Origin of the sequence: Pseudophaeobacter leonis (assembly GCF_002087335.1) — a bacterium.
Taxonomy (GTDB): Bacteria; Pseudomonadota; Alphaproteobacteria; order Rhodobacterales; family Rhodobacteraceae; genus Pseudophaeobacter; species Pseudophaeobacter leonis.
Map to the genome: position 1 here is coordinate 1 of NZ_MWVJ01000045.1, position 20,955 is coordinate 20,955.

20 protein-coding genes and 2 pseudogenes are annotated in these 20,955 nt (G+C 59.8%); 16 read left to right on the forward strand and 6 right to left on the reverse strand.

From position 1 onward, the window contains the following. The first annotated feature begins 209 nt into the window (after positions 1 to 209). The 14 genes and pseudogenes from alr (at position 210) to B4968_RS10940 (ending at position 14,512) form a co-directional block, all read left to right on the forward strand. Positions 210 to 1,246: pseudogene (gene alr / locus B4968_RS10870) on the forward strand (alanine racemase). Further along, complete coding sequence (locus B4968_RS10875; RefSeq protein ID WP_083099016.1) at positions 1,243 to 2,025, forward strand: MlaE family ABC transporter permease; 783 nt, start codon at positions 1,243 to 1,245, stop codon at positions 2,023 to 2,025. The pseudogene alr and the gene B4968_RS10875 overlap by 4 nt, the downstream one beginning before the upstream one ends. A 38-nt stretch (positions 2,026 to 2,063) precedes the next feature. Continuing rightward, positions 2,064 to 2,810 carry an ABC transporter ATP-binding protein gene (locus B4968_RS10880; protein WP_083099019.1) on the forward strand — a complete coding sequence of 249 codons (747 nt, stop codon included), beginning with the start codon at positions 2,064 to 2,066 and terminating at the stop codon, positions 2,808 to 2,810. 592 nt (positions 2,811 to 3,402) lie between these two features. Continuing rightward, a complete protein-coding gene (locus tag B4968_RS10890; RefSeq protein WP_083099023.1) occupies positions 3,403 to 3,852 on the forward strand; it encodes a paraquat-inducible protein A in 450 nt (149 codons plus the stop codon). Between the two features lie 299 nt (positions 3,853 to 4,151). After that, the gene (gene radA / locus B4968_RS10895) at positions 4,152 to 5,519 is read left to right on the forward strand and encodes a DNA repair protein RadA (protein WP_083099145.1); all 1,368 of its coding nucleotides are present in this window, start codon (positions 4,152 to 4,154) and stop codon (positions 5,517 to 5,519) included. Between the two features lie 39 nt (positions 5,520 to 5,558). Continuing rightward, the gene (locus tag B4968_RS10900; protein WP_083099025.1) at positions 5,559 to 6,113 is read left to right on the forward strand and encodes a CvpA family protein; all 555 of its coding nucleotides are present in this window, start codon (positions 5,559 to 5,561) and stop codon (positions 6,111 to 6,113) included. Between the two features lie 394 nt (positions 6,114 to 6,507). Next, positions 6,508 to 7,188, forward strand: a complete 681-nt coding sequence (locus tag B4968_RS10905; RefSeq protein ID WP_083099027.1) for a Hint domain-containing protein — start codon at positions 6,508 to 6,510, stop codon at positions 7,186 to 7,188. Positions 7,189 to 7,497: 309 nt separating this feature from the next. After that, complete coding sequence (gene purF, locus B4968_RS10910; RefSeq protein ID WP_083099029.1) at positions 7,498 to 9,018, forward strand: amidophosphoribosyltransferase; 1,521 nt, start codon at positions 7,498 to 7,500, stop codon at positions 9,016 to 9,018. Positions 9,019 to 9,244: 226 nt separating this feature from the next. Next, positions 9,245 to 9,787 carry a DUF2199 domain-containing protein gene (locus B4968_RS10915; protein ID WP_083099147.1) on the forward strand — a complete coding sequence of 181 codons (543 nt, stop codon included), beginning with the start codon at positions 9,245 to 9,247 and terminating at the stop codon, positions 9,785 to 9,787. A 448-nt stretch (positions 9,788 to 10,235) separates the two neighbouring features. Then, positions 10,236 to 10,508, forward strand: coding sequence for a hypothetical protein (locus B4968_RS10920; RefSeq protein ID WP_083099031.1), 273 nt, complete (start codon positions 10,236 to 10,238; stop codon positions 10,506 to 10,508). A gap of 171 nt (positions 10,509 to 10,679) precedes the next feature. Next, positions 10,680 to 11,324, forward strand: coding sequence for an SDR family NAD(P)-dependent oxidoreductase (locus B4968_RS10925; protein WP_083099033.1), 645 nt, complete (start codon positions 10,680 to 10,682; stop codon positions 11,322 to 11,324). A 411-nt stretch (positions 11,325 to 11,735) separates the two neighbouring features. Then, entirely contained in the window at positions 11,736 to 12,518 is a 783-nt protein-coding gene (gene surE / locus B4968_RS10930; protein WP_083099035.1) for a 5'/3'-nucleotidase SurE, read from the forward strand. Next, positions 12,515 to 13,161 (forward strand): annotated as a pseudogene (locus B4968_RS10935) (protein-L-isoaspartate(D-aspartate) O-methyltransferase). Before surE ends, B4968_RS10935 begins: the two are co-directional and overlap by 4 nt. A gap of 133 nt (positions 13,162 to 13,294) precedes the next feature. After that, positions 13,295 to 14,512, forward strand: a complete 1,218-nt coding sequence (locus B4968_RS10940; protein ID WP_083099037.1) for a peptidoglycan DD-metalloendopeptidase family protein — start codon at positions 13,295 to 13,297, stop codon at positions 14,510 to 14,512. A gap of 112 nt (positions 14,513 to 14,624) precedes the next feature. Here B4968_RS10940 and B4968_RS10945 read toward each other — a convergent pair whose 3' ends face one another. From B4968_RS10945 to B4968_RS10960, 4 genes are all read right to left on the reverse strand, one after another. Further along, positions 14,625 to 15,467, reverse strand: coding sequence for an ATP-binding protein (locus tag B4968_RS10945; protein WP_083099039.1), 843 nt, complete (start codon positions 15,465 to 15,467; stop codon positions 14,625 to 14,627). 161 nt (positions 15,468 to 15,628) lie between these two features. Continuing rightward, complete coding sequence (gene tatC / locus B4968_RS10950) at positions 15,629 to 16,564, reverse strand: twin-arginine translocase subunit TatC (RefSeq protein ID WP_083099040.1); 936 nt, start codon at positions 16,562 to 16,564, stop codon at positions 15,629 to 15,631. Further along, complete coding sequence (gene tatB, locus B4968_RS10955; protein WP_083099042.1) at positions 16,561 to 17,064, reverse strand: Sec-independent protein translocase protein TatB; 504 nt, start codon at positions 17,062 to 17,064, stop codon at positions 16,561 to 16,563. The genes tatC and tatB overlap by 4 nt, the downstream gene beginning before the upstream one ends. Positions 17,065 to 17,070: 6 nt before the next feature. Continuing rightward, the gene (locus B4968_RS10960) at positions 17,071 to 17,298 is read right to left on the reverse strand and encodes a twin-arginine translocase TatA/TatE family subunit (protein WP_083099044.1); all 228 of its coding nucleotides are present in this window, start codon (positions 17,296 to 17,298) and stop codon (positions 17,071 to 17,073) included. A 221-nt stretch (positions 17,299 to 17,519) separates the two neighbouring features. Between B4968_RS10960 and B4968_RS10965 the strand changes: the two genes are divergently transcribed. Both B4968_RS10965 and B4968_RS10970 read left to right on the forward strand, forming a co-directional pair. Continuing rightward, the gene (locus B4968_RS10965; RefSeq protein WP_083099046.1) at positions 17,520 to 17,831 is read left to right on the forward strand and encodes a hypothetical protein; all 312 of its coding nucleotides are present in this window, start codon (positions 17,520 to 17,522) and stop codon (positions 17,829 to 17,831) included. Between the two features lie 46 nt (positions 17,832 to 17,877). Further along, positions 17,878 to 18,558 (forward strand): helix-turn-helix transcriptional regulator, encoded by a 681-nt coding sequence (locus B4968_RS10970; protein ID WP_083099048.1) that lies wholly within the window; start codon positions 17,878 to 17,880, stop codon positions 18,556 to 18,558. A gap of 73 nt (positions 18,559 to 18,631) precedes the next feature. On the opposite strand, the gene B4968_RS10975 is transcribed toward B4968_RS10970, so the two are convergent. Both B4968_RS10975 and B4968_RS10980 read right to left on the reverse strand, forming a co-directional pair. Beyond that, positions 18,632 to 19,744, reverse strand: a complete 1,113-nt coding sequence (locus B4968_RS10975; RefSeq protein WP_083099050.1) for an ABC transporter ATP-binding protein — start codon at positions 19,742 to 19,744, stop codon at positions 18,632 to 18,634. A 75-nt stretch (positions 19,745 to 19,819) separates the two neighbouring features. Beyond that, positions 19,820 to 20,869 carry a methyltransferase domain-containing protein gene (locus B4968_RS10980; protein ID WP_083099052.1) on the reverse strand — a complete coding sequence of 350 codons (1,050 nt, stop codon included), beginning with the start codon at positions 20,867 to 20,869 and terminating at the stop codon, positions 19,820 to 19,822. Positions 20,870 to 20,955: the final 86 nt, after the last annotated feature.

The window sequence follows — 20,955 nt, forward strand, 5'->3', positions numbered from 1 at the left end:
GTTGCGACGACCCGTTGAAACCACACCGCAGTGCTGCCATAAGGAACAGCCATTGCATAAGGCGCAACTGCCGACTTAAATCAGTTCGTTCGGCTCAAGCGTCCGCTCAAGCATCCAAACCAGCCACATGTAGCCAATACCAGCCACAAGGCGCAAACTTCCCCGCGAATTTCACTTGACCCCCGCCCCGCGCATGTCAAGAACGGGGCATGAGCACGGCTAAACTGACAATCAATCTCGATGCGCTGGTGACCAACTGGCAAAATCTGAACGCTATGACCAACTGCGAGACCGCAGCTGTAGTCAAGGCAAATGGCTATGGGCTGGATGCGGCCCGGGTGGCCAAGGCACTGGCCAAGGTCGGCGCACGCAATTTCTTTGTCGCCGCCGCCGAAGAAGGCGTGGCGCTGCGCCGTGCCCTCGGCCCCGGCCCCGGTATTTCGGTGTTTTCCGGCCATATGGAGGGTGACGCCAAACTGCTGAAAGACTTCCAGCTGACCCCGATGCTGAATTCCCTCGACCAGATGCTGCGCCATTTTGAGGCGCTGCCGGGCCATGACTTTGGCGTGCAACTGGATAGCGGCATGAACCGCCTTGGCATGGAGCCCGCAGAATGGGGCGCCGTTCGCGACATTGCCCTGGGCCAAAGGCCGGTTTTGCTGATGTCGCACCTGGCCTGCAGCGATGAGCCCGCACATGCGATGAACGCGCTGCAGCTCAAGACCTTCCGCGACATGACCGATGGCCTTGAGCTGCCCCGCTCGCTTGCCGCAACGGGCGGGATGTTGCTGGGGCGCGACTATCCCTTTGACCTGTGCCGTCCCGGAGTTGGCCTCTATGGCGGCCGCCCTTTACCGAAGCGCTTCCGGTGGTGCAGCTTGACCTGCCGGTGATCCAGACCCGCGATGTTGAAGTTGGCGAAAGCGTCGGCTACGGCAATACCTGGGTGGCGCAGAGGCCCAGTCGCATTGCCACTGTGGCGGCCGGCTATGCCGACGGGTTGCAGCGTGCGCTGATGAATACCGGCATCTCGCTTTATGCCGGGACCACCACCTGCCCGGTTGTCGGGCGCATCTCAATGGATTTGATCACTGTGGACATCACCGCTCTTGCGGAGGGCCCCGCAAGCCTGTCTCTTCTCAATGAGGCGCAAACCGTCGATCACCTCGCCAATGCGGCCGGCACCATCGGCTATGAGATTCTCACCTCGCTTGGCCATCGCTATGCACGGACATATCAGGGATGAACCCGCTTAGTCTTCTGGCCCGCCTGGGCCGTGTGGCACTTGCAGCCCTCGCAGCCATTGGCCGTGTGGCGCTGTTTGCTGTCAGCACCTTCACCCATATGCTGCGCCCGCCCTATTATCCCCGCGAATTCGCCCTGTCGCTGTTGCAGATCGGCTGGCTGTCGCTGCCCGTGGTTGCCCTGACAGCCGTTTTCACCGGCGGCGCGCTGGCGCTGCAGGTCTATGCCGGTGGCGCGCGGTTCAACGCCGAAGCCGTGGTGCCGCAGATTGTCGCCATTGGCATGGTGCGCGAACTTGGACCGGTTCTGGTCGGGCTGATGGTCGCCGCCCGCGTCACCTCATCGGTTGCCGCCGAGATCGCCACCATGAAAGTCACCGAGCAGATCGACGCGCTGGTGACATTGTCCACCAACCCAATGCAGTATCTGGTGGCTCCGCGGGTGCTGGCAGCTCTGGTCACCGTGCCGGTTCTGGTTGGCATCGGCGATATCATCGGCATTGCCGGCGGCTACACTGTCTCGGTGCACAACCTTGGCTTTAACTCAGCCGCCTACCTGAAAAACACCGTTGATTTTCTTGAGCCCTTGGATCTGATTTCCTCGCTGGTCAAAGGCGCGTTCTTTGGCACCATCGCCGCCACCATGGGCTGCTACTACGGAATGCAATCGGGGCGCGGCGCCCAGGGCGTTGGCAGCGCGACCAAATCCTCGGTCGAGGCCGCCGCCGTGTTGATCCTGGCCACCAACTTTATCCTGACTGGGGTGTTCTTCTCGCTATGACACAGGCAAAAACATCCCCGTCCAACACATCCCACCCTATGATCAAGCTGGACAACGTCCACAAGGCCTTTGGCACCAACAAGGTTTTGCGCGGCATGTCTCTTGAGATCCCCAAAGGCAGCTCGATGGTGATCATTGGCGGCTCTGGCACCGGTAAATCCGTCGCCCTCAAAAGCGTGCTTGGCCTGATCACGCCGGACTCTGGTGAAATCTACGTCGATGGCAAGCCCGCCAACTCTGGGGACCGCGATGCCTTTCTGGCGCGCTTTGGCATGCTATTTCAGGGCGGTGCCCTGTTTGACTCGCTGCCCGTCTGGCAAAACGCCGCCTTTCGCCTGCTACGGGGGGCTCTGAAACGCCCGGTTGAAGAAGCCCGCGCGATCGCCATCGAGAAACTCCGCCGCGTCGGCCTCAAACCCGATGTCGCAGACCAACTGCCGGCTGAGCTGTCCGGTGGTATGCAAAAGCGCGTCGGCCTTGCCCGCGCCATCGCCGCCGAGCCCGAAATCATCTTTTTTGACGAGCCCACCACCGGTCTTGATCCCATCATGGCGGGCGTCATCAACGATCTGATCCGTGAGATCGTGGTCGAGATGGGCGCCACCGCGATGACCATCACCCACGACATGACCTCGGTGCGCGCTATCGCCGACAATATCGCCATGCTGCACGACGGCGTGATCAAATGGACGGGTCCGGTGGAACACTTGGATGACAGCGGTGATCCCTATCTGGATCAGTTCATCCACGGTCGCGCCGAGGGGCCGATTGAAGCCGTTCGATAATTGGGGTTTCTGTTTCTAATCCTTCTTTGCGGCCCTTTTGCCGGGGCCTTCGCCTCAATTTCTCTAGGAAGTCGGCTTAAAGGCCAGACACCTCTTCATCGAACGAGCCAACTTCTGATGGCCCTTCCAACGGTGTGCTTCTTTTCAATCCTGATCAGCCTGTTTCTGACAATCGGCCCCGGTCTTCCGTACATTTTCCTGGGAATTTCATTCGCTCTTGCCCCCGTGTTTTCGGCTGCGGTCTGCATCCTCTTGGTAAACGTTGTGCGACTGGGGTATTTCCGGCTGCATGCTTCAATCGCTTTGGTTCTCTGCCTGGTCACAACATATCTGTTTGCTGGTCTGCTGCTGCATGAACATGGCTACGACTGATACTGTTCATCTGGTCAGCCCTCAAATTCTCCCACCAAGGAAACCATGACAGACCAAGGCAAGTAACCTATCACAGACCACGGCAAGTAGCCTCGATTGGAGACAGAACGGCGCTGGCCGAGCCAAAACCAGCCGTGCTGATGGACACTCACAACGTTTCCCCCTTTTAAAAAAGTCGAAGAAAGCACAAGTCTGAGCAACCACAAAACACCGGATCCCCATGTTTCTACGTCTTCTCACTCTGTCGCTACTAATTCTCTACCCCGTAGCCTGGTTTGCGCCCCTTATGCGGGCAGGCCTCTTGCCGATCTTTGGCCTTTCGGAAATCTCGGTGGTGACCGGATTGCAAAGCCTCTGGAGCAGCGACATGGTGCTGGCGCTTATCGTCACTTTCTTTGCCATCTTCGCGCCCTACCTCAAAACCATCGGGTTGGCGCTGGTACAATGGGGACTGCTGGACCCCCGCGCCCAGCCGGTGCTGCATGTCTTGGGCAAACTCGCCATGGCCGATGTCTTCCTCATCGCGCTCTACATCACCCTGGCCAAAAGCATCGGCTACGCCACGATTGAAACCGCCTGGGGTCTTTACATGTTCAGCGCCTGCATCATCGCCTCAATCATCCTCCGCTTGCTGACAGAGCGCCACCTGCGCGCTGCGGCCTCTCAATGACGCTGCGCGCATAGAGCAGCGCCCTGTCTCAGGACGGAGGCTAGGCCAGGATTGCAGCAACAAAGCGCCAGTCATACTTGCACCCGTGCTTTCAGGGCAGTCCTGCCCCTGAAGCGCTTCTCAGCCAAATCTTCTCTTTCTTTCCTGGCTTTCTTTTCTGTTGCGCCGCGCCAGCGGCGCCAGGCCCAACCCTGCGGCTGGCTCTGCGGCAGCAGAGGAGGCCAAGGGGGCGGGAGCCTTTGCTTTTTTGCCGCGACAGCCCCCTTGAACAAACCCTGAACATCAGGCAGAGCTGCCCCATGGCAAAATCAAAGTCCTTCTCCTGTTCGGCCTGTGGCGCCGGTTTTTCAAAATGGTCCGGTCGTTGCGAAGGCTGCGGCGAGTGGAACAGCATTGTTGAAGACAAAGGTCTCTCCTCTGCAGGCCCCGCAAAAAAGTCCCTCGGCATCCGGCGGGGCAAAACCATCCCGCTGTCGGATCTCTCCACCGAAGAGACGCCACCGCCGCGCGCCACCTGTGGCGTTGGTGAGCTCGACCGGGTGCTGGGCGGCGGGCTGGTTGCGGCCTCGGCCATTCTGGTTGGCGGTGATCCCGGCATCGGCAAATCCACCCTGCTGCTGCAGGCCGCGGCGCAATTCGCGCAGGCTGGGGTGAAAACCATCTATGTCAGCGGCGAGGAAGCCTCGGCGCAGGTGCGTATGCGGGCGCAGCGTCTGGGGCTGGCACAGGCGCCTGTGAAACTGGCCGCCGAAACCAACCTGCGCGACATTCTCACCACGCTTGAGGCGGAAAAGCCGCAACTGGCGATCATCGATTCGATCCAGACCATGTGGGCCGACCATGTCGACAGCGCGCCGGGGTCTGTCAGCCAGGTCCGCGCCGCCGCCCATGAGCTGACGACCTTTGCCAAAAGTCAGGGGATTTCGATCATCATGGTTGGCCATGTCACCAAGGACGGCCAGATTGCCGGCCCCCGCGTGGTCGAACACATGGTCGATACCGTTCTCTATTTTGAAGGCAAGCGCGGCCATCAGTTCCGTATTTTACGGGCCGTCAAAAACCGCTTTGGCCCCTCTGACGAGATTGGCGTCTTTGAAATGACCGGCGCGGGCCTTGCCGAGGTCACCAACCCTTCGGCACTGTTCCTGTCGGGCCGCGGTGAGCCCTCGCCGGGATCCGTGGTTTTTGCCGGCATTGAGGGCACCCGCCCGGTGCTGGTCGAGATGCAGGCGCTGGTGGCCCCCTCGCCACATTCGCAGCCCCGGCGCGCGGTTGTCGGCTGGGACAGCTCGCGACTGGCGATGATCCTCGCCGTGCTCGAGGCGCGCTGCGGCATTCCTTTTGCCGGGCTGGATGTCTATCTCAACGTGGCGGGCGGCATGAAAATCACCGAGCCCGCCGCCGACCTCGCGGTCGCCGCCGCCCTGCTGAGCGCCCGTGAAGACGTGGCACTTCCGGCAGATACAGCAGTTTTTGGAGAAATATCGCTGTCAGGAGCCCTTCGCCCGGCCCCACAGACCGAAAACCGGTTGAAAGAAGCGCAAAAACTTGGTTTCACCTCTGCAATTGCCCCGAGTGGGGGCAAAGCCGTTTCGATCAAGGGTCTTGGCCTGCGCCAAGCCTCCGATCTGGCAGGTTTTGTTGGTGAGTTCTTTGGAGCCGGCTAGATTTGCCTAAATTTTATCGCAGGCTAACGGGCGAGGGACATGGAAGGTTTCACAATTATTGACGGGGTCGTAGCCCTGGTCATCGTATTATCGGCGCTTCTGGCCTATTCGCGCGGCTTTGTCCGCGAGGCCATGGCCATTGCTGGCTGGATCGCAGCAGGCATCCTCGCTTTTATGTTCGCACCACAGGTGGAGCCGCTGATGGCAGAAATCCCTGTGATAGGCGAATTTATCTCTGACAGTTGCGAGTTGTCGATCATCGCCGCCTTTGCCGCAGTCTTTGCTCTGGCGCTGATTGTCGTCTCGTTCTTTACCCCGCTGTTTTCCTCACTGGTGCAGCGCTCCGCTCTGGGCGGCCTCGACCAGGGGGCCGGCTTCTTTTTTGGCGTGCTGCGGGGCATCCTGCTCGTGGCGATTGCCTTCTTCCTCTATAATGTGGTGATGACCGGCCAGAATTTTACAATCGTTGACGAAAGCCGCTCTTCGGTGGTGTTTGAACGGCTGATTGGCAAGGTCGAAGATCGCAATCCAGAACAGGCCTTGGGCTGGGTGACACAACAATATGAGGCGCTGATAGGCTCCTGCGGATCCTAAGCGATTATTTGTTTACCAAGGTAAATCTGACACGATTTAGAAAGGGCGCCTTATCGGTGCCCTTTTTCTATGGTTCAGCAAAGGCTTCACAGGTTTATCCACAGACTGGCTCCTGATAGGTTAACATCCCCTGTTAACCATTAAGTTTTTGTTAACCAATAAGAATCACTTTTTCCAGATCTCATTGAGAGACTTTGATTCCGGGGCAGATTCTTAAAAAATCCTCAACCAGCAGCGGCCAAAGGTTAACAATCCTGAGAAAAATCGCATTTTGTCGCCAAAAAACGGCCCAAGATCGAAATTGGCCGCACCCCTGCCCCATTTCCGTCCCAATTCGGAGGCCACATAGGCTCAACACAGACGAACAGGCACTTTCGCTCAGAAGGACGACACCATGCTGCTGGATCATTTCAACACTTTCGCCGATTATCAGCCGGTGGGCCTTCTGTTGGACTTCCCTATGCTGCGCCCAGAGCCTTTGGTCCAAGCGCCTCAACGCAGCCGAACCGGTGGGTTCCTGCCAGAAACGCTGGTGGAAACCGATCGCGGCTTTATCCAGGCCCGTGACGTAAAGCCAGGCGATATGGTCTACACCTTTGATGGTGGATGTCAGGAAGTCGAAGTGGTGCGCCATGCGGTGCCACGCGTGACCACTCTGATGCACGTGCCTGCCGGTGCCCTTGGCAATGATTGCGACCTTGAGCTGCCCGCAGACCAAATGGTCGCTCTGGAGCTGGACGCGGTTGAACGCCTCTTTGGCCTGCCTTTGGTTCTGGTGAACCTGATTTCACTGGCTGGTCACAAAGGCATCAAGGCTCTCAGCCCCGAACGTCTGGGCCGCATCCACATTGAATGTGCCGAAGAAGAGCTGACCTGGGCCGAAAGCGGTATGCTGATGCAGGCCGGAACGGGCGGACCCGATGGTGCCTTCAAAGAGCTTTCCCTGTCTGAGACCCGGCAGATCCTGGCAAGCGAAGAAGGTCGGGCCCTGGCGCTGACCGGCCTTGCGCTTGAGAACGCCCGTTATCCCGACCTCCTGAAAGAGCTTTTGGCTACTCCTAAAGCCGCCGCCTGATCCCAGCCTTTTGCGCGCCCCAAGGCCAAGAGGCCTGCCGCCATTTGCCCCAACGCGCCCGCTCACACGCCCACCCGCACGCAAAAGATGCATTTGCAACCCGGACAGTGCGCCAAAGCAGAAACCCTGCCCGTAAAGAGCGCACAATATTCAACTGCGACGTCAGAACAAAAAATGACGCAGCAAAAACCCTGCTTTCTTCTGTATTCTGCTGGCCATCCAAGCTAGGAAGCCCCTGCAGAGCCGCGGCAAGGTCAGCGGATCTGCAGCAACCGAACAGCAACGCTACAGTGAAATTGGAGCCATTCAATGTGCGGGATTTTGGGGATCGCAAGCCGACAGGACGAGGTCTTTGCGGAACTTTACGATGGGTTGCTGATGTTGCAACATCGCGGCCAGGACGCCTCAGGCATTGTCACCTATACTGGCGAGTTCTTTCGTGAACGCAAAGCCAACGGGCTGGTCAAGGATGTTTTCAACGCCACGGACGCAGACACCCTGCGCGGCAAGGTTGGCATCGGTCATGTACGCTACCCGACTGCAGGCTCTCTCAGCGCCTCAGAAGCGCAGCCGTTCTTTGTGAATGCCCCATATGGCATCTATCTGGTACACAACGGAAATATCACAAACACGGCCGAGCAACGCGACAAGGTAACGGCCAAATACAGCCGTCATTTGCGCACCACATCGGATTCCGAAATCCTGCTGAACGTGCTGGCGGACAAGATATCTGACAGCATCAAAGTCAACGGAACCAAAGACCCCATCCGCAACCTTTTTGCCGGGGTAAAGATGACCATGGAGCGCATTCAGAGCGCCTATTCGGTGATCTGTCTGGTTGCCGGTGTTGGCATGCTCGCCTTTCGCGACCCCCATGGCATCCGCCCCCTGTCCATCGCTCAGCGCGACGCAAAGGGGGAGGGCGACGACTATGCCTTTGCCTCTGAGGACGTGGCCTTTGGCATCAACGGCTTTGAAAAACTACGGGACGTGAACCCGGGCGAGGCGATTCTCATCGACCTTGACGGCAACATGCACAGCTTTCAGGCAGTCGAGGGCAAGCTGACACCCTGTATTTTTGAATATGTCTATCTGGCCCGCCCGGACTCGATGCTGGATGGGATCTCGGTCTACAAGACCCAGCTGCGTATGGGCCAGACACTGGCTCAGCAGATCAGCGAGGCCAATCTTGGGATAGACAGCGTCATTCCTGTGCCTGATTCTGCCCGTCCCGTTGCGCTGGAAGTGGCAAACTCGCTGGGCATCCGCTACCGCGAAGGCCTGGTAAAGAATCGCTACATCGGCCGGACCTTCATTATGCCCGGTCAGGCCGAGCGGCAGAAATCGGTGCGCCGAAAGCTGAACGCCATTCCGCTGGAGATGCAGGGGCTCAATCTGCTTTTGATTGATGATTCCATCGTGCGCGGCAATACCATCCAGAAGATCGTTCAGATGTGTCGCGATGCCGGCGCCAAAAAGGTCTATATCGCCAGTGCCTCGCCACCGGTGAAATACCCCAATGTCTATGGCATCGACATGCCGACCAAACATGAGCTGATCGCGGATGGTCGCAACACCGACGAAATCTGCGAAGAGCTCGGTGCTGATGCGCTTATTTATCAGCGCCTTGAGGATCTGGTCTGGGCTGCAAAAGAAGGCAACACCGATATTGATGCTTTTGATTGCTCCTGCTTTGACGGCAAATATGTCACCGGCAGCGTCAGTGCAGACTATCTGGACTCGCTGGAAACCAGTGGCCGGGTCAGCGAGAAAATCAAAGACCTGCCGGCCCCCGGAGAATCCTGGAACAGCATGAAACTCGCCACCTGATCTCATCTGGTCTGCCGTACTGGGCGCATTTCCTTTCCTGCCTTTCGCCCCTCGCCTTCAAGCGGCTCCATCAGGGGTTTGAATTCGCGGCGCAAGCAGGCTAAGAGCAGCCCCAACGTCATTCGGGAGAGGCGCTAATCCAACAGGTCGGCGCCTTTCCTTTGTTTTTGCAGCCCGCCCGCGGGCCCCTCGAAAGATCCGCCCCTTGGATGCCCATCTCGCCCGTATGCTGACCTCCTCGCGCCAATGTCGCTGTTGCGGCGCGACTTTTTCGCAGCTGCTCAGCCTCAGCTGTGACCGTCCTGACATTGGCTCTGAGGATCTGGTCGTTCAGGATAACTCCGCCATTCTGGCGCAATCCGGCGATGTGCTGACAGATGACTTTTGCCGTCTTGGTGATCTGCGGTTCATCCGCGCGGTGCTGGCAATCCCCGTGACCGGCAGTGAAGGCGAAGAGTTCATTCTGGGCACCTGGGCCAATCTCGGGGTCGAGGACTTTGACGCCTATCTTGATCTGCTGGACATGCAGGAAACCGAAAGCCTGGGCAGTCGCCCCGCCTGGCTCTCCAACGCGATTCCGCCCGAAGATGGCACCCCCGTTGCCTGCATGCTGCACATGCGTCCTGAAGGGCAGTATCCCGAACTGCAGATCTCTGAGCCAAACCATCCGCTGGCCGCCCTGCAAAATTCAGGCGCCCAACTGGAAGAGCTGTTTGAGCTGCTGCATGCCTATGGTCATGATCTCGCCTCGCTGGTGTATGATTCCTGACTACGGCTGTCACAGCGCCGCCCTGCCGCCTTTGGTCTGACCCTTTCCAAAACAGCCGCCCAAAGCAGCCGCATTATTCGGAAGGCAGCAAAATTCCCCCGCCTTTTTCCACGCCTGCCTGCAAGGTTCCGCCGATCCCATCCACCACACAGCAACTGGTTGCCAACCGGGCTCGTAAGTCGGCCCCAAGGGGGCTATCTGCGCCCCTGGCCCGCAAGCGGAGCCAGCTACAGACCAGAGGCCTGCCTGCAGGCCTAAATACTGAGCTGAGTGTTCAGATCCACGAAATGCGCAAACGACGGCCCGGCTGTGCGGGCTGCTGCACCCACAAGAAAAGACAGTCTTAACCCACCAAACCTCAGATCACAGCGCCCCCGCGCACCTGCCCTTTCCCCTTATTACCCCGACACGCTGCCCTGTGCAGCTGACGGTATGGACTCCCAAATCTATGACAAACAGTACTGCTGCCTCCGGAACCTCAGACCTTGTGGCCCGCAAGGCCACTCAATCCAGCGCCCTGCCGCAAAACAGCCTCAGCCTGCTTGGGCTGTTTGGCTCAAAAGGCGACCTCAGCGCCATGGTGCGCCTGCCCAGCGGCCGCGTAAAAACCGTGCGACCCGGCAGCCGAGTCGCCAATGGCAAGGTTCTCGGCATCGACGCCACTGGCCTCGTGCTGGAGAAATCTGGTCGCACGCAAAAGTTGGAAATGCCCGGCAGCTAACACTCTCAGCCTGCACATTTCTGGCCACCAGCAGGCGAAAGAATGCACTGCTTTTCACACCTTTGCGGGGGGTCTTTTCAGCAGGCACAGGAGACGACCATCATAGGTCACGCGCCGCGGCGATAAGATGGAGACTTGACCCCTTCGGCCAAGCGGATCAAAAGGCAGCCCATGACACAGAAAATCGCTCTTATCACCGGTGCATCGCGCGGCCTGGGTGCTGCCCTTGCCGAAGCCCTTGCTCCGACGCACCACATCATTGCCGTCGCGCGGACAACCGGCGCGCTGGAAGACCTCGATGATCGCATTCAGGCGGCTGGAGGCTCTGCCACCCTGGCACCGATGGACATCACCGTTCCGGAGGCCATGGCCACCCTTTGCCGGGGTATTCATGATCGCTGGGGGCATCTCGATCTTTGGCTGCATACAGCGATCCATGCGGCCCCGCTCAGTCCGGCGACGTCAGTTGCGCCAAAAGACTGGAGCAAATCTCTTGCCATCAATGCAACGGCGCCCTCGGTTCTGATCCCCTATGTCGCGCCCCTGTTGGGGCAGACTGGCCGGGCCGTGTTTTTCGACGACCCCCGCGCTGGAGAGAAATTCTTTGGAGCCTATGGCGCCAGTAAGGCGGCCCAGATGGCACTGGCGCACAGTTGGCAGGCTGAAACGGTCAAAACCGGCCCAAGCGTGCAGATACTGCAGCCCAATCCCATGCCAACCGCCCTGCGCGCCCGTTTCTTTCCCGGCGAAGACCGCAGCCCCCTTACGGACATCCATGCCGAGGCCAGCCGCCTGCTGTCAGAAATTCTGAACTAGGGCAGGCAGCCTCCCGATACTAAGGCAGACAGCCACCCCATCCTTTCTCTTGTTGCGGACAGCTTGGGGCATACCCGCAGGCGCAGCCTGCCGGGCCCAAGGGGATCGACGCCTCAAAGAGGCTTTGATCCGCGCGGGAGCCCCCCCTGCTGCTTGTTTCACTCCTGAAACACGCCTGCACCCCTGTCTTGTCGAACGGGCACCTGTTGTCGCGACGCAATACCAATCCGGTCTGGACCCCAAATCAGGCCTGACGCCCAAATCAGGCCTGGTCGCCAGATCAACTCTGGCGCCTCAATCTGTGGCACAGCTACCCCCACCGGCCCGTGATTGCGTCTGCACGTTGGTCGAAACACTTGCCCCCTTTGCCGCCAGTGCCTATTCAGATCCAAACAACAGCCAGGGGATTTCATGCGCATTCTCATCACAAACGACGACGGCATCAGTGCACCCGGCCTTGTCGTGCTCGAACAGATTGCTCAGGACCTGGCGGGGCCGGATGGCGAAGTCTGGACCGTCGCCCCTGCCTTTGAGCAGTCCGGCGTCGCACATTGCATCAGCTATACCCGCCCCTCCATGCTCAGCCAGCTGGGTCCCAGACGTTTTGCCGCCGAGGGCTCGCCTGCCGACTGCATTCTGGCCGGTCTGCATGTTGCGATGAAAGGCGCGCCCCCCGATCTTGTGCTGTCGGGCGTGAACCGGGGCAACAACTCTGCAGAAAATGCCCTGTATTCCGGCACCCTGGGTGGCGCGATGGAGGCCGCTCTGCAGGGGCTGCCTGCTATGGCGCTGTCGCAGTATTTCGGCCCCCACAACAAAGATCTCGACACCCCCTTCGAGGCTTCAGCGCACCACGGGGCCGAGGTTGTGCGTAAAATTCTCGCCGCCGCCCCCAAGGCCGAGAAAGACTACCGGCTGTTTTACAACATCAACTTCCCCCCCGTCCCCGCCGAGGCCGTCAAAGGCAGTCGCGTGGTGCGCCAGGGCTTCCGGCGTGGCACTCATTTCTCTGCCGAAGAGCAGCTGTCGCCCAACGGGCGCCGCTATCTCTGGATCCGGGGCGGCGACCAGCACGTCCACACCGCGCCCAACTCGGACGCCAGCGTCAATCTGGATGGCTATATCTCGGTGACGCCGATGCGGGCGGATCTTACCGCACATGACATGCTCGACGGGTTCAAAGTAATCGAATGAGCGGTCCCGACCCGGAAACCAAGATGCAGTTTCTTTTCGCCCTGCGCTCGCGCGGGGTGACGGATAGCCACGTTCTGGAGGCCATGGAACAGATTGACCGTGGTCTTTTTGTCCGCGGCATCTTTGCGCAGCGCGCCTATGAGGACACACCGCTGCCCATTGCCTGTGGTCAGACCATTTCGCAGCCCTCTGTTGTCGGGCTGATGACGCAGGCGCTGCAGATCTCACCGCGCGACACCGCGCTCGAGGTTGGCACCGGGTCAGGCTATCAGGCCGCAATTCTGGCAAAACTTGCCCGCCGCGTCTACACAATCGACCGCCATGCCCGTTTGGTGCGGAAGCGCGGCTGGTTTTAAAAGCCCTGCAATTGCCCAATATCACCTCTCTGGTTGGCGATGGCAGCTTCGGGCTGCCGGATCAGGCGCCGTTTGACCGCATCATTGTCACCGCAGCGGCCGAAGACCCGCCGGGCCCCTTGCTGGCACAGTTAAAACCCGGCGGCATCATGGTGGTCCCCGTAGGCCAGTCCGACACGGTTCAGACGCTTATCCGGGTCCGCAAAAGCGATGATGGGCTGGACTACGATGAGCTGCGCCCAATCCGTTTTGTGCCGCTGCTTGAAGGTTTGGGCAAAGAAACCTGAAATCCGGCAAAGGCGCGCCGATTGTGCCATGGTGGGTAAAAAACCATTGACGACAGCCAATTTGTCAGCACATGAGGCCCTAGACCGGCACAAAGCCCGGTGGTAGCAAAACACGACAAAGAATGAGGACAGCATGACCACAGGCAGCCCAAAGCTACGATCCGCACGCGCTCGGATGGCGCTGGCCACTGTCCCCATGCTCGCCCTGCTGGCAGGTTGCGAAGGGCCGCTGGACTATGACCTGCGGGGCCAGATTGGCGGCTTCAACACCACCGCGGCCGCCCAGACGGCGACGACAAATCGCCCCGCCCCTGATGCGCGCGGCCTGATCACCTATCCCTCCTACCAGGTGGCCGTGGCTGAGCGCGGCGACACCGTCTCTGACCTTGCAAGCCGCATTGGCCTGCCCATCACTGAGGTGGCCAAATTCAACGGCATGCAGCCTGGGGACAGCCTGCGCAAAGGCGAGGTTCTTGTCCTGCCCCGACGCGCCCCCGACAGTCTGCCTGCCGTTGCCACCACCGCCTCCCCCGGAGCTGTTGATATTGCGGCCCTGGCCGGAAACGCCATTGAGGCCGCTCCCGCGACCTCGCCCAACCCCGGTTCTGTTACCACCACCACGATCCAATCGTCTCCAAAACCGCGGCCTGCGCCGGTTCAGAACGGACCAGAGCCTCTTCGCCATAAAGTGAAACGCGGCGAGACCGCCTATACCATTTCCCGCCTCTATCAGGTGCCGGTGAAATCGCTGGCGGAATGGAACGGGCTGGGCAGTGATTTTGCCATCCGCGAAGGCCAGCAGTTGCTGATCCCGCTCAAGGATCAAAAGGCTGCCCGCAGCGCGCCTGACGCCCAGGCGACAACCGCACCTGGGCAGGGCAGCGCCACCCCGACACCGCCAAGCGCCACCAAACCGCTGCCACAGGAAAACCTGGCGCCGGCAAGTGTTGCGCCCGCAAACCTGCCAACGGTGGATGTTCCCGCACCAAGCCGCCCCAGTCAGGCCGCGATGGCCTACCCGGTCCAGGGCAAGATCGTAAAAACCTATTCCAAGGGGCGCAATGACGGCATTGATATTGCGGCAGCGGCTGGCGCCTCGGTCAAAGCAGCCGAAGCCGGCACCATTGCGGCGATTACCAAGGATTCCCAAAACATTCCCATTGTCGTCATTCGCCATGACCCCAAGCTTTTGACCATCTACGCCAATATTGACAAAATCTCTGTCGCCAAAGGCGACAAGGTCAAGCGCGGTCAGGTTATTGGCACATTGCAGGACACCGCTGGTGCCACCCTGCATTTTGAGGTCCGCAATGGCTATGACAGCCTGGATCCGCTGCCCTATCTGAACTAAGGCGCGCGCTCAGGTGCATCGCGTGACTATGCGTCCGCCAGACAGCGTGTGAGAAGGCGCGCGAACGGACAGAGACGCAGTGCCTCTGCCCCTAACGCGCGCGCCTGAGGTGTTAGCGCAGCGCCACGCCGAGTCGGCCCGCCATAGCGGTAAAGAACTGCCATGCGACGCGTCCAGAGCGCGACCCACGGGTGGCTTGCCACTCGATCGCCTCGGCGCGCAACACCTCTGGGTCGACCGTCACACCATGGGCCTGGCAGTAGCCTGCTATCATCGACAGATACGCATCCTGATCACAGGGATGAAAGCCCAGCCACAGCCCGAACCGGTCGCTGAGAGAGACCTTTTCCTCAACCGCCTCGGAGGGGTTGATGGCACTGGAGCGCTCGTTTTCGATCATGTCGCGCGGCATCAGGTGACGACGGTTGGAGGTGGCAAAGAACACCACGTTTTCGGGCCGCCCTTCAATGCCGCCATCCAGCACCGCCTTGAGGCTTTTGTAGTGCTGATCATCATGGCTGAACGACAGATCATCGCAAAACAGAATAAAGCGATAGGGCGCCTGACGCAGGTGGTTCAGCAGACGCGTCACCGAGGGCAGATCCTCGCGCTGCAGCTCCACCAGTTTCAAATCGGGATGATCAGCCAAAAGAGCGCCATGGATTGCCTTGACCAGACTGGATTTCCCCATGCCCCGCGCGCCCCACAACAATGCGTTATTGGCCGCGTCACCATGGGCAAACCGCCGGGTGTTTTCCAGCAGGGTATCGCGCGCGCGTTCAATGCCGACCAGCAGGTCCAGATCAATGCGACTAACCTCGGCCACCGGCTCCAGACGGTCAGGGGCGACATGCCAGACAAAGGCAGAAGCCGCCGCAAAGTCCGGCGCGGCCAAGGGTGCTGGAGACATCCGCTCCAGAGCTTCGGCGATACGGGTCAAAAGGATCTGGTCCATCAGGGCTCTCCGTCGTTAGGTCGCCGATTTCAAACACGTTCCGGCAGAGCCGGCAAGGGTACGCAAGCAGGCAGGGTCTCAAAGCCGCACCTATTTCAGAAACCAAAGCGGGCGCGCCCTTCTGGACGCGCCCGTTTTTTTGTATTCTCATTCTCACAGAGTTACTTGACGTCCTCGTCCTCATCGAACTCGGCCATCAGAGGGTCTTCATCCTCATCGTCGTAATAGCCCTCTTCGCGCAACTTCTCTTCGCGTTTGGTCTCGACCCGGCGGACCAGGAAGATCGAGATCTCATAAAGACCATAGACCACAACAAAGAGGATCAACTGGGTGATCACATCCGGAGGGGTCACCAAGGCCGCCAGCAGCAAAATGGCAACAACCGCGTATTTCCGCATGGCTCCCAGACCATCTGCACTCACCAATCCCGCCTTGCCCATCAGGGTCAGCAGAACCGGCAGCTGGAAACACATCCCAAAGGCCATGATGAATTTGAGCGTGATATCGAGGCTCTCGTTCACCTTGCCAAAGAAGGTGATCCGCACGCCATCAGCGGTCTCGGGCACCACGGCCATATCCACCGCGATATCGCTTGGCACGTCCCCGGTCGCCTGCGACAGCAGATTTGCAAAGATCGAGCTGACATCGGCAAAGCCAAGGAAGAACTGCATCGCCAGCGGCGTCACCACCAGCTGCGCAAAGGAGGCACCCAAAAGAAACATAAAGGGCGAGGCCACGAGAAAGGGCAAAAATGCCCCCTTCTCTGTTTTGTAGAGCCCGGGTGCCACAAAGCGCCACAGCTGATAGCCGATCATCGGAAAGGACAGCGCAAAGCCAAAGACCATGGAGATGCGGAACAGTGTGAACAGATATTCCTGCGGTGAGGTATATTGCAGCGTCGGAGAGGGGTCACCCAGCGCCCGCAGGGTTTCCTCAATCGGTTTTACCAGAAACTGCAGGATCGGCTCGGCCACGATAAAGGCCAGGATGACCCCCACCGCAAAGGCCATTACCGCCCGGATCAGACGGGTGCGCAGCTCAGCCAGGTGTTCGATCAATGGCGCGGTCGAATCCTCGACATCTTCTGTCTGGCTCATGTTTTGGTCTCACTTCCCTCAGACGGCGCATCTGCACCGTTTGGCTGCTCTGGCGCAGTGTCCACCGCAGCCTCGGCAGCCTGAGCATGCTCAAGCGCCTCCGCGGCTTCACGTGCCTTGCGCTCGGCTGCAGCGCGTGCCGTTGAGGCCTGAATCTTTTTGGCCTCAAGCGCGCGTTCCACGGCCATTTTTCCCGTCTCAGATTCTGGCTTGTACGAGGTTGGATCAATCGATTTGGCCATGTCCTGTGCCGCCTCTTTGACCCCGTCCATTGCCGTGCTGACAGGATTGGTCGCAGCCTTAAGCCCCTTGGCCACGTCACGCACGCCGCTTTCGTCGGCCGCGTCGTTCATCGCAGAGCTGAATTCACGCGCCATGCCCTTGGCCTTGCCCACGAAACGGCCGACGTTGCGAAACATCACTGGCAGGTCCTTGGGCCCGACAACAATCAGCGCCACAACGCCAATAACCAAGAGTTCGGTTAGCCCAAGATCAAACATCAGCGCTTACGCCTTGTCTTTTTCGGGCGCTGTCTTGGCGGCTGGTGTCACGTCCTTGGCGTCAGCTGCGGCGTCTTCTTCCAGCTCAGCGGTGCCTTCGCTTACGCCTTTTTTGAAGGATGTGATGCCTTTGCCGACTTCGCCCATGAGCGAGCTGATCTTGCCGCGACCAAACAGAACCAAAACGACGACGGCGATAAGCAGCAGGCCAGGAAGGCCGATATTGTTGAGCATGTGAGTCTCCCCTTCACTTCAGCCAATGCGCGGTGCACCGGCTCACTATTCTCTGTCATCGGGTGTAAGTCGCCACCGCGCCAGAGCAAAGACCGACAGAGGCTCTCTGTTGCCAGAACGGAGGCAAAAACAGGCTTTTCCGCCCGGCGCGCGATCCAACTGACAGGTTTATGTCAGTTGCCCCCTGATAGGACCGCCCTATCAACACACAGGAGATTGATATGACCAACCACGTCGCCGAGACCGTTACCTTCAGATTGAATGCAGGCGTCAGCCCCGCGCAGTTCCTCGACCTCAGCAAGGCCAGCGAGGCCTTTGTGCGCGCCAATCCCGGCTTTGTCTTTCGCCGCCTCAGCAGCGGTGCGGACGGCAGCTGGACCGACACGGTGATCTGGCAAGACATGCAGACCGCGCTGCAGGTCGCTGAAAGTTTTGGAAAACAGGATTTTGCCCCGGCCCTGATGGCGGCAATCGCGCCGGATACGGTCTCTATTCGTCACGAGACCATTCACTGGACCATGGCCCCCAGCTAGGGAGCTGTCTTGACGCGGCCCCCGTCTGTGCGCCAAGGGTAGCCCCATGCGCCGCACAGACCGCCTTTTTGAGATCATTCAGATCCTGCGCGATGGGAAACTCCATCGCGCAAAGGACATTGCTGCCCGGCTGGAGGTTTCCAGCCGCACCATCTACCGCGACATGGACACTCTGGTGGCCTCTGGCGTGCCGGTGGAAGGAGAGCGCGGCGTTGGCTATCTGGTGCGCGAGCAAATCACCCTGCCGCCTCTGACGCTGACCCCCGAAGAGCTGGAAGCGCTGAACCTGGGCATGGCCATTGTTGCCGAAGCGGCTGATGCCGATCTAAAGGCGGCGGCGCAGTCCCTTGCCGCCAAGGTAGATGCGGTGCTGCCGGTGGCCACCATCGCTGAGGCCGATGCCTGGAAGTTCGCGGTCTCCCCTTTTGCCGATGCGGCGCGGGGCTTTGCCCATATGCCCCCCTTACGGTCCGCTATAGAGGCGCGCCAAAAGCTCGCGATGCAGTATCGCCGCCTGGATGGCACGCTGACGGATCGCATCATCCGGCCTTTGCATATGGAGTACTGGGGCCGTGTCTGGACCCTCACCGCCTGGTGCGAGACGCGCGGCGCCTTTCGCGTCTTTCGGGTTGATCTGATCGAGGCGGTGCGCGCCCTGCCCGAGCTGTTCACAGATGAGGCAGGAAAAACCCTGGCGGACTACGACCCTTACGCAAACAAGAGCTAACGATTGCCTGCCCCTTTAGCGCAGTCCTGCCGGTCGCCAGTGAATGGCCAGTCAGGCCCTGTTTAGGTTCAGGTCAGGCCGGAAAGACGAAACACCGGTTGCGCGGCACGGTCAGCCACATGACGCGGCCGACTTCGGGCAAAAACACCCGCGGCACGGTCACCTTCAGGATCGAGCCATCATAGTCCATCTGGAACTCCACCAGGCTTTCATGGCCCAGATAGCGCGCCCGCTTGACCACAGCGCGTGAGGGCACGCCATCTGTGGCCGTCGGCAGTGGTCCTTTTCCGCCCCGGTCAAAATCAATCCGGACATGTTGCGGGCGAAAAACGATCTCGACATCAGTGCGGTCCGCGATGCCCGGCGCCAGGAACTGACCGAAGGGGGTCTCGGCCAGCGCGCCATTCACCTGTGACTGCAACACATTGATATCGCTAAAAAACGCCACAGCGGCCTTGTCGTGCGGCCGCGTATAGACGTTGTAGGGCGCGCCCTGCTGCACGATCTTCCCATCCCGCATCAGCGCGATCTCGTCAGCCATCCGCATGGCCTCTTCCGGCTCATGGGTGACCAAAAGCACCGCCGCGTCTTCTTCTTTCAGCAGCGTGAGTGTTTCGTCGCGAATGCCATCCCGCAGGCGGTTATCAAGACCCGAAAAGGGTTCATCCATCAGCATAATGCGCGGACGCGGCGCCAGGGCACGGGCCAGGGCCACGCGCTGCTGTTCGCCGCCTGACAGCTGATGCGGAAACTCGTCGATGAACTGCGTCAGCGAGACCTTTTGCAAAAGCTCCTCTACGCGGATGCGTTTCTCGTCCTTGCTGCCTTTCAGGCCAAAGGCGACATTATCCGCCACGCTCAGATGCGGAAACAGGGCAAAATCCTGAAACATCAGCCCGATATGGCGCCGCTCTGGCGGCACACGAAACACCGTGTCGCAGATCAGCTGACCGTCGACATAGATCTCACCACTGTCCTGCATCTCGACGCCGGCAATCATCCGCAGCGTGGTGGATTTACCGCAGCCCGAAGGCCCCAGCAGGCAGGTCACCTGCCCGGCCTGAATCTGCAACGAGACATCATCCACCACGGCACGCCCAACAAAATATCGTTTGATATTGCGGATTTCGAGACGTGGCGGGGCTATGGCCTCACGCAGGGACGGCGGGGGGGTTCCTATGCTCATTCGGCCTCGCAAGCTTTCCGACTGGACCATCGGCTCCTGCGGCAAATACCAACCCCACTGCCGCCGCGCAAGTCCTCAGCAGCAGCCCGCCCATGCCCCGTCCTGTTCAAGCCCGTTGAAGGGAGAGTTGCCGCCGCAGCCCGCAAATATGCCGTAGTGATTAGAGAAATCACCAATGAAGTCGAAATGCGCCGCCAGACGGCTATCCTGCAGCATCATCCAGGTATTGCCACAGACGGCAAAGACCTTGCCGGTCTCGATCACATGATGATCATCCAGCCGCAGCCCATGTGGCGCATGTGGAATCGTGCCTTTGTAGACCACCGCCTGGCCGTAGTCCTCGCAGGCGGCCTCAAGCGCTGGCAGCTTGAACAGCCGGTAGGTCGCAGAGAGGAATTTCAGCGGCGCGACCCGGGCTTCAAGTTTCGGGTTCTCAATGGTCAGCGGCCGCGATGTCACCATACGCGGGTCGTGAAAACCGGCCCCTTTGGCCAGGGTGAGGAAATCATTCCAATACAGAGCGCCAGACAGGCACTCGCCATAGAGCACCTCATCACGCGCCATCTCAGCCGGAACCCGGCGATCCGCGTAGACGTCAGAGAAATACATCTCGCCGCCCTCTTTCAGCAGATGATACGCCCCCCGCAACACAGCGGCCTTATCGGTGGCCAGGTTGATCACGCAGTTGGAGACGATGACATCAAAGGAGCCCGGCTCCAGATCCAGCTCTTCCAGTTTTTCGATGTAGCCATGATGGAATTCCACGTTCGACACCTCATGCCCAAAGGCCTCGACATGAAACTGCTGATGCCGCCGGGCCACGTCGAGCTGCGCCGGTGTCATGTCGACCCCAACAACGCGGCCCTTTGGCCCGACCATCTGCGACAGCGCATAGACATCGCGCCCGGCGCCACAGCCCAGATCCAAAATCCGTGCCCCCTCCAGCGCCTCCGGGGCAATCAGCCCGCAGCCGTAGTAGCGCATCAAAACCTCGTCATGGATCTGCGACAGCACCGCCTTGACATGATCCGGAATATCGTCTGGCGTGCAGCAGGCATTGGTCTGCAAATCCTCGCTGCCCTGAAGCACCTCTCCATAGTAGTTCTGCACGGCTTCATGGGTCATAGGGCGGCTCTCCAAAGGGGTGGGACTGGGACAACTGGATCGGTTTCGCGGCTCGGCGCAGGCGCCTGCAGGCAGGCCACTACAGA

Bases quoted from the DNA above. Each gene is read 5' to 3' on its own strand.
- B4968_RS10890 (WP_083099023.1), top strand. From the start codon at position 3,403: ATGTTTCTACGTCTTCTCACTCTGTCGCTACTAATTCTCTACCCCGTA.
- B4968_RS10975 (WP_083099050.1), bottom strand. From the start codon at position 19,744: ATGAGCATAGGAACCCCCCCGCCGTCCCTGCGTGAGGCCATAGCCCCG.
- tatB (WP_083099042.1), bottom strand. From the start codon at position 17,064: ATGTTTGATCTTGGGCTAACCGAACTCTTGGTTATTGGCGTTGTGGCG.
- surE (WP_083099035.1), top strand. From the start codon at position 11,736: ATGCGCATTCTCATCACAAACGACGACGGCATCAGTGCACCCGGCCTT.
- B4968_RS10945 (WP_083099039.1), bottom strand. From the start codon at position 15,467: ATGGACCAGATCCTTTTGACCCGTATCGCCGAAGCTCTGGAGCGGATG.
- B4968_RS10980 (WP_083099052.1), bottom strand. From the start codon at position 20,869: ATGACCCATGAAGCCGTGCAGAACTACTATGGAGAGGTGCTTCAGGGC.
- B4968_RS10925 (WP_083099033.1), top strand. From the start codon at position 10,680: ATGACACAGAAAATCGCTCTTATCACCGGTGCATCGCGCGGCCTGGGT.
- tatC (WP_083099040.1), bottom strand. From the start codon at position 16,564: ATGAGCCAGACAGAAGATGTCGAGGATTCGACCGCGCCATTGATCGAA.
- B4968_RS10900 (WP_083099025.1), top strand. From the start codon at position 5,559: ATGGAAGGTTTCACAATTATTGACGGGGTCGTAGCCCTGGTCATCGTA.
- B4968_RS10905 (WP_083099027.1), top strand. From the start codon at position 6,508: ATGCTGCTGGATCATTTCAACACTTTCGCCGATTATCAGCCGGTGGGC.
- B4968_RS10880 (WP_083099019.1), top strand. From the start codon at position 2,064: ATGATCAAGCTGGACAACGTCCACAAGGCCTTTGGCACCAACAAGGTT.
- B4968_RS10960 (WP_083099044.1), bottom strand. From the start codon at position 17,298: ATGCTCAACAATATCGGCCTTCCTGGCCTGCTGCTTATCGCCGTCGTC.
- B4968_RS10970 (WP_083099048.1), top strand. From the start codon at position 17,878: ATGCGCCGCACAGACCGCCTTTTTGAGATCATTCAGATCCTGCGCGAT.
- B4968_RS10875 (WP_083099016.1), top strand. From the start codon at position 1,243: ATGAACCCGCTTAGTCTTCTGGCCCGCCTGGGCCGTGTGGCACTTGCA.
- B4968_RS10915 (WP_083099147.1), top strand. From the start codon at position 9,245: ATGCTGACCTCCTCGCGCCAATGTCGCTGTTGCGGCGCGACTTTTTCG.
- radA (WP_083099145.1), top strand. From the start codon at position 4,152: ATGGCAAAATCAAAGTCCTTCTCCTGTTCGGCCTGTGGCGCCGGTTTT.
- purF (WP_083099029.1), top strand. From the start codon at position 7,498: ATGTGCGGGATTTTGGGGATCGCAAGCCGACAGGACGAGGTCTTTGCG.
- B4968_RS10940 (WP_083099037.1), top strand. From the start codon at position 13,295: ATGACCACAGGCAGCCCAAAGCTACGATCCGCACGCGCTCGGATGGCG.
- B4968_RS10965 (WP_083099046.1), top strand. From the start codon at position 17,520: ATGACCAACCACGTCGCCGAGACCGTTACCTTCAGATTGAATGCAGGC.
- B4968_RS10920 (WP_083099031.1), top strand. From the start codon at position 10,236: ATGACAAACAGTACTGCTGCCTCCGGAACCTCAGACCTTGTGGCCCGC.